Annotated in this window: 13 protein-coding genes; 8 read left to right on the top strand and 5 right to left on the bottom strand. The window is 46.2% G+C overall.

Features of this window, described 5'->3' with window-relative positions:
* Nucleotides 1–243: 243 nt before the first annotated feature.
* The 7 genes from AC6CIF_RS17905 (at nucleotide 244) to AC6CIF_RS17875 (ending at nucleotide 7,490) form a co-directional block, all read left to right on the top strand.
* Entirely contained in the window at nucleotides 244–1,287 is a 1,044-nt protein-coding gene (locus AC6CIF_RS17905) for an SPFH domain-containing protein (protein WP_498200811.1), read from the top strand.
* A 71-nt stretch (nucleotides 1,288–1,358) separates the two neighbouring features.
* On the top strand, nucleotides 1,359–2,333 hold the full coding sequence (locus tag AC6CIF_RS17900) for a diacylglycerol kinase catalytic domain-containing protein (protein ID WP_498200842.1): 975 nt from the start codon (nucleotides 1,359–1,361) through the stop codon (nucleotides 2,331–2,333).
* Between the two features lie 83 nt (nucleotides 2,334–2,416).
* Entirely contained in the window at nucleotides 2,417–3,130 is a 714-nt protein-coding gene (locus AC6CIF_RS17895; protein WP_076209991.1) for a response regulator transcription factor, read from the top strand.
* Nucleotides 3,127–4,125, top strand: coding sequence for a sensor histidine kinase (locus AC6CIF_RS17890; protein WP_498200809.1), 999 nt, complete (start codon nucleotides 3,127–3,129; stop codon nucleotides 4,123–4,125). The genes AC6CIF_RS17895 and AC6CIF_RS17890 overlap by 4 nt, the downstream gene beginning before the upstream one ends.
* A gap of 188 nt (nucleotides 4,126–4,313) precedes the next feature.
* Nucleotides 4,314–5,084, top strand: a complete 771-nt coding sequence (locus tag AC6CIF_RS17885) for an ABC transporter ATP-binding protein (RefSeq protein ID WP_498200807.1) — start codon at nucleotides 4,314–4,316, stop codon at nucleotides 5,082–5,084.
* Complete coding sequence (locus AC6CIF_RS17880; RefSeq protein ID WP_498200805.1) at nucleotides 5,059–7,005, top strand: ABC transporter permease; 1,947 nt, start codon at nucleotides 5,059–5,061, stop codon at nucleotides 7,003–7,005. Before AC6CIF_RS17885 ends, AC6CIF_RS17880 begins: the two co-directional genes overlap by 26 nt.
* A gap of 143 nt (nucleotides 7,006–7,148) precedes the next feature.
* A complete protein-coding gene (locus AC6CIF_RS17875) occupies nucleotides 7,149–7,490 on the top strand; it encodes a cupin domain-containing protein (RefSeq protein WP_498200803.1) in 342 nt (113 codons plus the stop codon).
* A 228-nt stretch (nucleotides 7,491–7,718) separates the two neighbouring features.
* Here the strand turns inward: AC6CIF_RS17875 and AC6CIF_RS17870 are convergent, their stop codons facing one another.
* Genes AC6CIF_RS17870 through AC6CIF_RS17850 form a run of 5 tightly spaced genes read right to left on the bottom strand, consistent with a single transcriptional unit; the run spans nucleotide 7,719 to nucleotide 10,513 of the window.
* Nucleotides 7,719–8,018, bottom strand: a complete 300-nt coding sequence (locus AC6CIF_RS17870; RefSeq protein WP_076210332.1) for a metal-sulfur cluster assembly factor — start codon at nucleotides 8,016–8,018, stop codon at nucleotides 7,719–7,721.
* A gap of 31 nt (nucleotides 8,019–8,049) precedes the next feature.
* Nucleotides 8,050–9,282: a YceK/YidQ family lipoprotein gene (locus tag AC6CIF_RS17865; RefSeq protein ID WP_498200801.1), complete on the bottom strand. Its 1,233-nt coding sequence runs from the start codon at nucleotides 9,280–9,282 to the stop codon at nucleotides 8,050–8,052.
* 13 nt (nucleotides 9,283–9,295) lie between these two features.
* Complete coding sequence (locus AC6CIF_RS17860; RefSeq protein WP_498200799.1) at nucleotides 9,296–9,901, bottom strand: DUF2249 domain-containing protein; 606 nt, start codon at nucleotides 9,899–9,901, stop codon at nucleotides 9,296–9,298.
* Nucleotides 9,888–10,262, bottom strand: a complete 375-nt coding sequence (locus AC6CIF_RS17855) for a hypothetical protein (protein WP_498200797.1) — start codon at nucleotides 10,260–10,262, stop codon at nucleotides 9,888–9,890. The genes AC6CIF_RS17860 and AC6CIF_RS17855 overlap by 14 nt, the downstream gene beginning before the upstream one ends.
* A gap of 17 nt (nucleotides 10,263–10,279) precedes the next feature.
* Nucleotides 10,280–10,513: a DUF2249 domain-containing protein gene (locus AC6CIF_RS17850; RefSeq protein ID WP_036613358.1), complete on the bottom strand. Its 234-nt coding sequence runs from the start codon at nucleotides 10,511–10,513 to the stop codon at nucleotides 10,280–10,282.
* 321 nt (nucleotides 10,514–10,834) lie between these two features.
* Between AC6CIF_RS17850 and moaA the strand changes: the two genes are divergently transcribed.
* Nucleotides 10,835–11,836, top strand: a complete 1,002-nt coding sequence (moaA, locus tag AC6CIF_RS17845; RefSeq protein ID WP_498200795.1) for a GTP 3',8-cyclase MoaA — start codon at nucleotides 10,835–10,837, stop codon at nucleotides 11,834–11,836.
* Nucleotides 11,837–11,873: the final 37 nt, after the last annotated feature.

Here is an 11,873-nt window from a genome sequence, read left to right as displayed (position 1 = left end):
TTACGAAAGGTGCCTGGTTGCATCATCAACACGCATGAATAGAAAAAACAAAGCAGGTAAAGAGATCGGATCATATGATCCGGTCTCTTTATTTTTTGCGGAAAAAAAATGAGGTTCAGACTTCATCCCTTTCTCTAAATAGACATATAAACATTTTGTTAATGTCGTATTGACAATATTGAATTCATTTGTTATCATTTCGATAATATCAAAACGACAATATTAAGAAATGGGGAATGAGCCATGTTTGGATTCCGATTTGTGAAATTTCAACCCAGTGAGTATGTCATGAAGGTGAAAAATGGTGAGGTACAGCGTCAAGGTGTGGGATTGTCCTTCTATTATTATGAGCCGACCACATCGGTAGTGGTTCTACCCGTATCCTCGGTGGATGTACCGTTCATGTTCGAAGAGATTACAGCGGACTATCAGACGGTTACTGTGCAAGGTCAACTAAGCTATCGCATTGTGGATTACCTGAAAATAACCCAGAGCCTGAATTACACGTACAATTTGCGCAAGAATCGGTATATCTCCGACGACCCCGGCAAGCTGGATCAACGGGTGATCACCACAGCCAAAGTACTGACCAAGAAACATCTGGAGCAAATGCCGCTGAAGGAGGCCATTCAATCCAGTGAACGGCTGGCGAGCAGCATGAAACGCGAGGTTGTGCAAAGTGAAGAGTTGGAGAAGCTGGGCGTTGAGCTGATGAGTCTATCGATACTTGCCATTCTGCCTAATAAAGAGACGATGCGTGCATTGGAAGCACAAGCGCGGGAAGAGATTTTGCGTCAGGCAGACGAAGCACTCTATGTGCGTCGCAATGCATCCATTGAACAGGAACGTCGAGTGAAAGAGAACGAACTGAACACCGAAATTGCCGTAGAGACAAAGAAACAGCAGATTCGTGAGACCCAATTGCAGGCAGAACGCTCGGTGAAACAGAAACAAAATGAGATGGAGCAGGAGCAGCTTCAGTTCAATACAGCGATGGAGGAACGCAAGCAGCAACTGATTGAGTTAACCATTGCTAATCACAATGCCGAAGCGGATGCCAAAGCCTATGAGATTGCTGCCGTAATGAATTCATTGCAAAATGTACAGCCGAATGTACTGCAGGCAATGGCGAACATGGGCATGAATTCTGATAAGCTGATCGCACTTGCGTTCCAGGAACTGGCTGGAAATGCGGGCAAGATTGGGCAACTTAATATCTCGCCAGATCTGTTGCAGGGATTGATGTCTCCAGCGCAGGGCAGAGATCAGGGAGGTCGAGCGAGATGAGATTAGGAAGAAGAGAACAAACTGAGCAGGCAGGGAAATTCGTACGTCAGCAGGCCACGGCGGATGATCGAATGAGCGAACACAAGCTGATTCTGGTGAAGCGCCGGACCCGACTGGAGGAACTGGTAGTTCGATATAACACGGTGCAGCAAGCTCAGTTCTATATTGAACGTCTGGGCGCAGATTTCAGTGATTATATGGAGGAAGACCGTCGTTATCGACAATCTGTGCAGCAGGCACAGCAGCAGCTGGGACAATTAGGCCGCGTTCAGACGATTGATCGGGAACATGTGCTCAATTTTATCTTTGGAGAGCAAGATATCGTGGTCGTGGTTGGACAGGATGGGCTTGTGGCCAATACCCTCAAATACGTAACCGAGCAGCCGCTCATCGGTGTGAATCCGGACCCGATGCGTTGGGATGGCGTGTTATTACCTTTTACCGTGGAAGATCTGAGTTTCATTGTTCCTGATGTCATTCGAAAGCAACGAACCTTGAAAGAAGTCACTCTCGCCAAAGTAGAACTCAATGATGGACAGTATCTATATGGTGTGAATGATCTGTTCATCGGTCGGAAGACACATGTGTCGGCGCGTTATGAAGTGCGTTTGGGTACATCGACAGAACAACAATCCTCCAGTGGCATCATTGTATCCACAGGTATGGGATCGACAGGCTGGTTCAAAAGTGTGCTGGCCGGAGCCACCGGAATTGTAGGATCGGCGGCATGGCAGAACATGAATTCCGAAGCAGAGGTCGCTACAGCATCGGCATCCATTCATGGAAGCAGTCAAGATCTGAATCATTTTAACTGGGATGCGCCTTATTTATATTTTTCAGTACGTGAACCGTTCCCGAGCCGGACGACTGCGGCCAATCTCGTGTTTGGACAGATTCATTCGAAGCAACCATTGCACATTGTATCCCAGATGCCGGAGGACGGTGTTATTTTCAGCGATGGGGTCGAGCAGGATTTTCTTGAGTTTAATTCAGGAGTGGAAGCCATCATTGGGTTGGCAGAGAAGAGGGGACGTCTCGTGGTCTGACCCTTTATTTTCAAGCCGTTTCCGACTAGAATGGGTAACTAGATGTGATACACTGACGTCAGGAAACGGAAAGAGGGTTAACGATGCAGTCGATATTGTTGGTTGAAGATGATGCCAAGCTAGCTGGATTGCTGGCGGCTTATCTGACCCGAAATGGATTCCAGGTACAGGTCATAGATGATTTTCGTCATGTACTGGATGAATTTGTGGAAATGAATCCGGACCTTGTGCTGATGGATGTGAATTTGCCTCAATATGATGGATACTACTGGTGCAGGCAGATACGCACACATTCCATATGTCCCATTTTATTCATATCGGCTCGTGATAGCGGTATGGATCAGATTATGGCGTTGGAGCATGGAGCGGATGATTATATTACGAAACCTTTTCAATATGAAGTCGTTCTTGCCAAAGTACGAAGTCAGCTGCGTCGAGCCTATGGTTCTTACGCTGCTGTTCAGCAGGAAGTAACAGTGAAGAATGGTCCCATGATCCTCTATCCTGAGCGATTTGTACTGGAGTATGAGGAACGTTCAACAGAGCTGACACAGAAGGAAGCGATACTGGTGGAAGCACTGATGGCAAAGGCAGGTCGAGTTGTCAGTCGGGAAAAATTGCTGGAACAGATGTGGGAAGATCAGCATTTTATCGATGATAATACGTTGAATGTTTATATTACACGTGTTCGCCGGAAGTTGAAGGAACTGGGTGCAGAAGAGATTTTGGAGACGGTTCGCGGAGCGGGTTATCGAGTGTTGGAACTGGATTCATCCTCACAGGGGAAAGGAAAATGAGACTTTTCCTGAAAGACCACCTGATGTTAGTCGGATTTTATGTGTTACAGATGCTGCTGGTCCCGTGTGTCTACTGGCTCTCTGGTGAGGGCCGCCCGATGAAGATTGTCCTCTACGGCATGCTGATCAGTACTGTTGTGCTGATGGTCTATCTGGTCATACGTTACCTCCAGCTGCGAGCGTATTATCGTCTACTTCAACAACCACGTAAACTGGTAAACGAGCCTTTCCAAACGCTTGGAAATTCGATCGTGGCGGAAGCCATCCAGGAATTGTTACATGAACTGGAGCGTAATCGGCAGAACGAGATGGGTCAGTTACGTACTAGCAAGGAACAGCAGGTGGTATTCATGAATCGCTGGGTTCATCAGATGAAGACCCCGTTGTCCATTATCCAACTGACCTTGGAAGATGTGGACGATGAGACGGCTGGCAGTATTCAGGATGAGCTGGATAAGCTGCGCAAAGGACTTGAAATGGTCTTGCATTCATCAAGGCTTGAACAGTTTGAAGGGGATTTTCGTGTGGAGCTGTTGTCTTTGCAAGAAGTGCTTCGGAGTAGCATTGCAGAGAACCGACGTTTGTTTATTCGCAGAGGCATTACGCCGGATATTCGTATGGAGGACGACCTTCAGATATATAGTGACTCCAAGTGGCTGCGGTTCATGTTCACCCAGATTCTGACCAATGCCGTGAACTATTCCGATAGCAAATCAGGCAAAAAAGTGATCATTACAGGCTATAAGCAGGAAGAACGTACAATCCTGGACATTCAGGATGAGGGAATTGGCATCTCGTCCGAAGATATTCATCGCGTGTTCAATCCCTATTTTACAGGCGAACGGGGCAGGCAATACCACGAATCAACGGGAATGGGATTATATCTGGTCCGTGAGATCAGTAACCGCCTGGATAACCGTGTCGAGTTGTTTTCCGAGCCGAATGAGGGAACGTTGGTTAGATTCAGCTGGATTCATTCGAAATATCCGAAGTGAAGAGCGCTTTGCCCATGGGCGAGGTGCTTTTTTAATGCACAGAATTGTGATAGAGGAGGTAGGGGAACAAAACCTTAAACGGGCTGTAAGAGAAGTTTAAGGTAATTCGATAGCACCGTTAGGGAAGGTCGGTTAGGATAAGAATAGAATTAACGTATAAAGAATGATGGATCAGGAGGGAATTACGTATGGAAATGTTACAGGTATCGGGACTGAACAAAGTATATCAGGGCAAAGTGCAGACGCAAGCCCTTAGTGATATTCATCTGACAATCAAGCAAGGTGAGTTTGTGGGTATTATGGGCCCGTCGGGTAGTGGCAAAACCACATTGTTAAACATGGTCTCCACCATTGATGAACCCAGCTCAGGCAAGGTGCTGATTAATGGCATGAACCCCTTTGATATGAAAAAGAAAGAACTTGCCATGTTCCGACGTCGGGAACTCGGATTTGTCTTTCAGGATTTCAATCTGTTGGACACGTTGACGGTTGCTGAGAATATTGTACTTCCATTGACACTGGACAAGGTCAAACTGAAGGAGATGGAGAGCAGACTACATCGCATTACAGCCAAGCTCGGGATTGATCACATTCTGGATAAACGAGTCTACGAAATTTCGGGTGGACAGCGACAGCGGACAGCCATAGCGAGATCCATGATTAATATGCCTTCGATTGTTTTGGCGGATGAACCCACCGGTGCCCTGGATTCTACGTCATCCCAAGCGGTCATGGAGTCGCTTGAACAGATTAACCAGCAGGAGAAAACAACCATTATGTTGGTCACACATGACCCGCTTGCGGCAAGTTATTGCAACCGCATCGTGTTCATCAAGGACGGAAAACTGGCAGCCGAGGTACACCGCGGAGATAATCGACAGACGTTTTTCCAGCGGATCATTGATACTTTATCCTTCTGGGGAGGGAATTCACATGAGCTTTCCTCAATTCGCGTTTAACAATATTCGCCGGAATGGGCGAGCGTATATTGCTTTTTTTCTAAGTAGTGTGTTTATGGTCATGATCTTCTTCGCTTATGCGGTGTTCATTTATCATCCGTATGTGACAGAGTTGCCGATGGGTGACACAACCGCTACGGGAATGCAGATCGCTTCGATTATCGTATATGTGTTTGCATTTTTCTTTGTTATGTATTCCATCAGTGCTTTTCTCAAATCACGGAATAAAGAGTTTGGCATTCTGACCATACTTGGTGCCGAGCCCAGGCAGATTCGGAGATTGGTCATTCTGGAGAACATGTTGATCGGATGCCTGTCCATTATTGCCGGTATCGGCGGAGGTATGTTGTTGTCCAAGCTGTTCCTGATGTTAACCACTCGTTTTATCGGGATGGATGATCTGCCCTTTTATTTTCCCGTGAAAGCGATTCTGATTACGATCGGGGCTTTTCTGTTATTATTTTTCTGCATTTCACTCTTCACACTGGTTTTTATCGGAAACAAACAGACGTTAGAACTTTTGACGGGGACCAACAAACCTAAAAAAGAGCCGAAAGCTTCATGGTTCTTCTCACTTCTGGGTTTTGCATTACTTACAGTAGGTTTTGTGGTACTCCGCAGCGGGTTAAATGGCGGAAGCATCATGATTGCGGCAGTAACAGGGATAGCCGGGACGTATTTTTTCTATTCACAACTTTCCGTGCTCATCATCCGTTTATTGAAGCGTAATCGTAAAACCGTATGGCATGGTACACGTCTGTTATGGATCTCAGAGATGAGTTATAAAATGAAGGATAATGCCCGCATGCTCTTTATGGTGACCGTGGTGATTGCGATTGCTTCAATGAGTGCAGTTGTAATTTTGTCTCTGGATCAGGAGAACCGGGAACAATTTACGAACAATGATTTTCCAATTCAATACAACGTATTCAGACCAACAGAGCAATTGGATATGAGCGCTATTGATTCGAAACTTGAAGCCGCAGGCTTAGATTATCAACAGATATATCTGGAATATTTGTGGTCCTCTGCAGATCAGAGTGCTGTCTCGGTTATGCCGCTTAGTCACTACAACCAATACAATCGGACACAAGGGAGAAAGATGTTCCAATTAGATGCCGGATCCGTCTTATTTGTGGATACCCGCAATGAGAAGGATCAGGGTCAGATCGAGCGCAACAGATTTCGTAATTATGCGAAGGGAGACAAGTTGACGTTGAATCTGAACGATAGCCCACTGGAAGCTCGGGTTACGGATACAGATATCGATCCACAGTTTGGAACCCTACTCTATGCTACAGGTGTAGTTGTCCTCCCGGATGAGAAGTATGAAGAGATTGCTCAACAGATCAAAGAAAATATGATATCTGGTAAATATCTGTATCAGATCTCTGCATGGGGCCATGCTATACCTGATCGCCACTCTTCGGAAGCCATGGTTAGCGATCAGCTTCTATCCTCCGCGGATTCCAACGCTTCAACGGATAACCAGTCTGGATATCTGACTACGCGGTACGGTGATTTTGAGAGATACAGACAGGGTACAGCACTCTTTACCTTCCTGGGCATATTTATCGGATTAATCTTCTCGATCTCTTCCGCAAGCTTTTTGTATTTCAGGCTGCATACCGATCTTGAAGCGGATGGAAAGATGGTACATTCTCTTTCGAAAATGGGTCTCAGCTTCCAGGAGATGAAACGATCATCCACCGTTCAGATTGCCATTCTGTTCTTTTTACCGATTGGGGTAGCTATCATTGAAACTTTGGTCGTAGTTAAGCCATTCCTTACTGAATTCGGGATTACCAATTATACGATGCCGGTATTGACTGTATTTGGTGCCTTTGTACTTGCACAGACGTTTTATTTCATCATTATACGTTCGAGATATATCGCTTCTCTGCGCAAAATGATGGTGTAATCCTCCAGGAAACGAATGATCATAAGGGACCAACCGTGATCTGTTCATTGCCCGCTTTTCTTGATTCAGATCAAGGAAATGCGGGCTTTCTTGCGATAAGATGAATGCATTCACAGATTATATTATCCAGGAGGACGATTATCATGAGTATCACGTCATTGCAAGAAGTTAAAACATTTAGTGAGGACCGGTTTACGAAACGTGTTTTATTCCAACAGGGTGGTGGAGTGACCTTTGTCCTTCATTTTCTGCCAGGACAACAGCTTCCCGTCCATAAACATCCGGGCACAGACGTTATTTTGCTGGTGGTCGAAGGCACAGGCACACTTATGCTGGATGGAAAAGAACAAGAGGTGAAACAAGAGGATGTAATTCATTGCGGCGGTGAAGTGGAGTTTGCATTCCGTAATACAGGAGATCAAGAGGTCCGTTTGTTCGTGGTGTTAAATAAAGTACCAGCAGCATCGTATGCAAAGGACATCTAAGATCTAATATCAAGGAATCGATAAAATGATTCACTGCTCGACACCAATATAAGGGGAACTCTATTCTGGAGTTTCCTTATTTATTTTTTATTCAAGAATACCTTAATCAAGTGTATGTTCCCATCGCAAAACAAAAAGCATACTTGAGTCTGAGAACATCAGATTTAAGTACGCTTCTTCATATTCCACCAGGAACTTGTTCATTCATCCGGTCTATAGTCATTCTGCCTAGAAGTATCCCAGCATTTCCTTGGCTTCATTTGACATCAGCTGTGGAGACCACTGTGGCTCCCACACGACTTGAACATCAATATCGGTCTTATTTGTATTTTCCTGCAAAACCCATTTCACCGCACCAACGATGGTATCGTGCAGCGGACAACCTGGTGTAGTTAACGTCATCCGTACATGTACTCGTTCAGCTTCTTCCCTTACTTCATACACCAGACCAAGGTCAACGATATTAACACCTAATTCAGGGTCATATACTTCTTTGAGACATTCCAGCAAATGCGTGGTTTGTTCCATCATGTTCACTCTCCAGTCCATTTTATTAACATTAACGTCTGAATACCAAAGCAATATTTGTTATATAAACGATGGAAACCAGAGATAAGATTGTTCCTCCAACCATCATAACCTCTGCCAGATTAATCAGAATTCCACTGACTAGCAGAAGGCTTCCAGCCACCATGGCGATCATCCCCCAATTGACGTTCCGTTCACTCAGCATACCAGCCATTAGCGGTGTTCCGGGTCTGCCTGCCTGCTTGCCATATTTATGGGTCCACCAGAGAAAAGGCACGATTTTGGAGGCATATCCGAGTATGGTGAGGGACACCCAGCCCCCGAGATATACCCATCCAGACAGCAGAACAACCCTTGGATGGAGCAGCAGTTCGGTTCCTTGCGCGGAATAGATCAGTAGGGCGACAGCATATACGGCAAAGGCACGACTTACATAGACAGACCAGCGAATGCCTGGGCCGGGGTTGCTTTTGTGACGTTTTTCCTGAATCTGCTCCAAGTGATACACGTAGAAGAGTAGGGCTGCAGTTAGGAGCAAGAGCGCGAACCAGAGCAAGCCTCCCATGATACCTGTGAGAAATGCGACAACGCCTGTAATTACAGCTGCATTCCATAGAACCAGGACCACTTTCTGTAATCGAATGGAATAATTGTGGGACAGGTAGAACATGGATAGCATTTTGTAACTGAATCCGGTAATTAACATGCCAAACCAGCCGAGTGTTCCCATCCAGATATGTGCGCCGAACAAGCGTTCATGCATACCATTCCAATCACCAAAGGCAAAATTCAGACCCATCAGCATACCGGATAGCCCGGTAAGAACCAGATAAAGACACGAACATGCTGCACTAATCGTTACCGGATTCCATTGTGAGGCACGGAAGAGGGTAACGGCCATATTCCATCCGAACAACAGGATGCCAGAGAGCGCGAGTGTCGCAGAACCGGCAATCCAGATGACATCTGCACGAATGAAGCCGTATAACATGCCCACGATTCCGATACTGAACAAGACATAATGACAATAACCGAGAACCAGACTGTAGATATTGGATTGCAAAATAACATGTATCAACTGATAAACGGCACCCATAGCCAGCATGGTTGCCCACCCGAGCACAAACAGATGGGCATGAAACCAGCCTTCGGGTCCTCTGAGTTCATCACCAAGCCAACCTGTCAGCGAGAGCAGGGAGAATGCGTGATACATTACAAATCCAAAGATGCCCGTGATGATAAAAAGAAACGGCAACCTGGACATGGCTTTCGCCTCCTTACCCTTTTTCAATTCTCACTTTGGCCGTACCATCGGCTTGATCCTCAACCGTGAAGGGGCAACCGAGATTATTTAACTCTTCAATCAAGAAGACTGGCACACGGTCATTATGAATCAGTACGACTTCCCCAGGTTTGCAACGCTCCAGTGCGGCAAGGGTTCGCATCATGGGTTGTGGCGGTTCCAATCCGCGATTGTCCAGTATAACGGTTGGCGCCTGTAGGGATTCAAAGTTTTCAATCGCAACAGCTTGCTCCTCTGGATGGCCTTTGCATGAAGCTGATTCTCCGTCTGAATCGGGCACAGAATCGACTTCCGATTCAGATAAAACCATTGCAGATAATACTTTTGCGCCGGTTTTATTTTTTTTGTGTACAAACGTGGTAATCCAGTGATCTGAACCTTTTCGTTCCGATGTGCTGGAGTATCCTTTCATCTTGAGAATAGCGAGTAGAGGCGTTGGTTTGAATGGAGCATGGAGTACAAAGACATCTTCATGCTGAAGGCCTTTGACCGTGTCCATGATCAGTTGAAACGGCTCCAACTTTTTACTCAGATGAGGACGCACATCCAATTCAACAATATGGACATCAGATGGAGACATGTACGTTCACATCCGATCCTGCGCTAGCTACATCCGCCTGTTGTACCAACTGTAGAGATGATTCATAAAGGGCGGCCATTCCACCGTACAGCGCGTAGAAGAATGACTCCGGCGCATCGAGGGAAAAGGACAGATAGGCTTTGGGGTCCATGCCGAGTACACGCTCAAATAGTCTTGCACTGTCATAGGCGTAAAAACAGAAATGAGTATATTCGAACACAGGCATTTTTTCGTAAATGGTAACAATCTCTTGTGCATATTCGGCCTGCTCACGCTGTGCTATCTGCACCATTGTTGTGGCATCTTCCAACCTCAGCGTGATGCGAAGTGTAGTATCGTCAATCATTTCAACGTGGGCCATAGCGGTTCAGCTCCAATCTATAGTTTGCTGATCTTGACCTGAAAGGTTGTAGGGCCCTGCTCAATATACTCCCAGTTGAAGCCATCAGGATGTGTGGACTGGAACTGGAATCGAAGTGGCTTTGGATCGTGATCATTGATGAGCAGCATGGATTCCTGTGGTTGCAACTGATCAAACGTTTCGAAAATAACTTTATGTTTCAAATGCGGTGGATACTCCGTGGCATTAATGGTTGCTGCGTATGTGTTCATGTGTCATTCCTCCAAATTGGGATAGTGTGGTGCTGCAATTTGATTATAGAAAACGTGAGGAGGGGTCTGTGTGAGCAGGCTCACATATTTCTTTTTGCCATAATTTCGCCTTATTTAGACCACAATCCTGTTTGGAAAAGGGTTGCGGAGCATATATAGATGTGCAACTATGCGCTATGTTTCACTTCTTGTGATATTTTGCACAGTTCGCTGATCGAGACATCCTTATATTTAGCGTCAAGATGACACTAGATGAGAGGAAGAGCAGGTTCCTCCTTCGGCTGATGTTAAGACAGCACCCTAGAGAAGGGAGGTACGTGTATGGAGTCAAAATTAATGGACCCGTTTGGAAGAGTGCATGATTATTTGAGAATCTCGGTTACGGATCGCTGTAATCTCCGCTGTGTGTATTGCATGCCGGAGGAAGGAATGCAGTTTGAACCGCCAGAACGCATCCTGTCCTATGAAGAAATCACGTCCATCGTTAAGGTGCTTGCTCCACTGGGCATTCGGAAATTGCGTTTGACCGGAGGGGAGCCTCTTGTTCGCAAGGGGCTGGATCAACTGATTGCGATGTTATCCGCTATTCCGGGAATTGAGGACATCGCATTGACAACCAATGGCGTCTATTTAGCAGCTTATGCGGATCTGCTGAAGGCTGCCGGGTTAACCCGGGTGAACATAAGCCTGGATTCTTTGAAGCCAGAACGATTCGCAAGCATTACTCGAGGCGGCAAGGTGCAGCGTGTGCTGGAAGGCATTAAGGCCAGCCAAAAGGCCGGATTTCATCCGATCAAGCTGAACGTGGTGCTGATGAAAGGCGTGAACGACGATGAGGTGGAAGATTTTCTGAAGATGACCCGGGATGAACCCATTCATATTCGTTTTATTGAGTACATGCCTATTGGAGAAATTGGAGAAGGTTGGAGATCAGGGTATATGCCCCTCGAACATGTGCTGGAAACATGTGAAGCACGATGGGATTACGAAAGCTGTGGAGAGATTTATGGGAATGGTCCTGCAGACAGTTATCGCATTGTGGGAGCTGCCGGAACCTTTGGTCTGATTCACCCGGTGAGCAGCCATTTCTGCGGGAAATGCAATCGGCTTAGACTGACGGCAGACGGAAATATCAAACCTTGTCTTTACTGGTCGGATGAGTTCAATGTTCGTCCACTCGTAGGTGATGACAAGGCGGTGCAGGATTTATTTTACAAGGCGCTCGGAGCCAAACCCGAAACACATGACATGTTAAAAGCCTTAAACGGGCAACAGATTGACGGCACGCCAACGCTGCGACATATGTCGCAAATCGGAGGTTAGCAACAGCAGTTCAGGATTCAACTTGCATCAACAGGTC

It is taken from the genome of Paenibacillus sp. GQ49 (genome assembly GCF_059759055.1).
The sequence above is the reverse complement of the archived record's forward strand: the minus strand, read 5'-3'. Positions and strand labels throughout refer to the sequence as shown.

Coding starts and splice junctions, on each gene's coding strand:
- AC6CIF_RS17900 (WP_498200842.1), top strand. CDS start 1,359: ATGAGCGAACACAAGCTGATTCTGGTGAAGCGCCGGACCCGACTGGAG.
- AC6CIF_RS17860 (WP_498200799.1), bottom strand. CDS start 9,901: ATGTCTCCATCTGATGTCCATATTGTTGAATTGGATGTGCGTCCTCAT.
- AC6CIF_RS17865 (WP_498200801.1), bottom strand. CDS start 9,282: ATGTCCAGGTTGCCGTTTCTTTTTATCATCACGGGCATCTTTGGATTT.
- AC6CIF_RS17880 (WP_498200805.1), top strand. CDS start 5,059: ATGAGCTTTCCTCAATTCGCGTTTAACAATATTCGCCGGAATGGGCGA.
- AC6CIF_RS17905 (WP_498200811.1), top strand. CDS start 244: ATGTTTGGATTCCGATTTGTGAAATTTCAACCCAGTGAGTATGTCATG.
- moaA (WP_498200795.1), top strand. CDS start 10,835: ATGGAGTCAAAATTAATGGACCCGTTTGGAAGAGTGCATGATTATTTG.
- AC6CIF_RS17890 (WP_498200809.1), top strand. CDS start 3,127: ATGAGACTTTTCCTGAAAGACCACCTGATGTTAGTCGGATTTTATGTG.
- AC6CIF_RS17870 (WP_076210332.1), bottom strand. CDS start 8,018: ATGGAACAAACCACGCATTTGCTGGAATGTCTCAAAGAAGTATATGAC.
- AC6CIF_RS17875 (WP_498200803.1), top strand. CDS start 7,149: ATGAGTATCACGTCATTGCAAGAAGTTAAAACATTTAGTGAGGACCGG.
- AC6CIF_RS17895 (WP_076209991.1), top strand. CDS start 2,417: ATGCAGTCGATATTGTTGGTTGAAGATGATGCCAAGCTAGCTGGATTG.
- AC6CIF_RS17855 (WP_498200797.1), bottom strand. CDS start 10,262: ATGGCCCACGTTGAAATGATTGACGATACTACACTTCGCATCACGCTG.
- AC6CIF_RS17885 (WP_498200807.1), top strand. CDS start 4,314: ATGGAAATGTTACAGGTATCGGGACTGAACAAAGTATATCAGGGCAAA.
- AC6CIF_RS17850 (WP_036613358.1), bottom strand. CDS start 10,513: ATGAACACATACGCAGCAACCATTAATGCCACGGAGTATCCACCGCAT.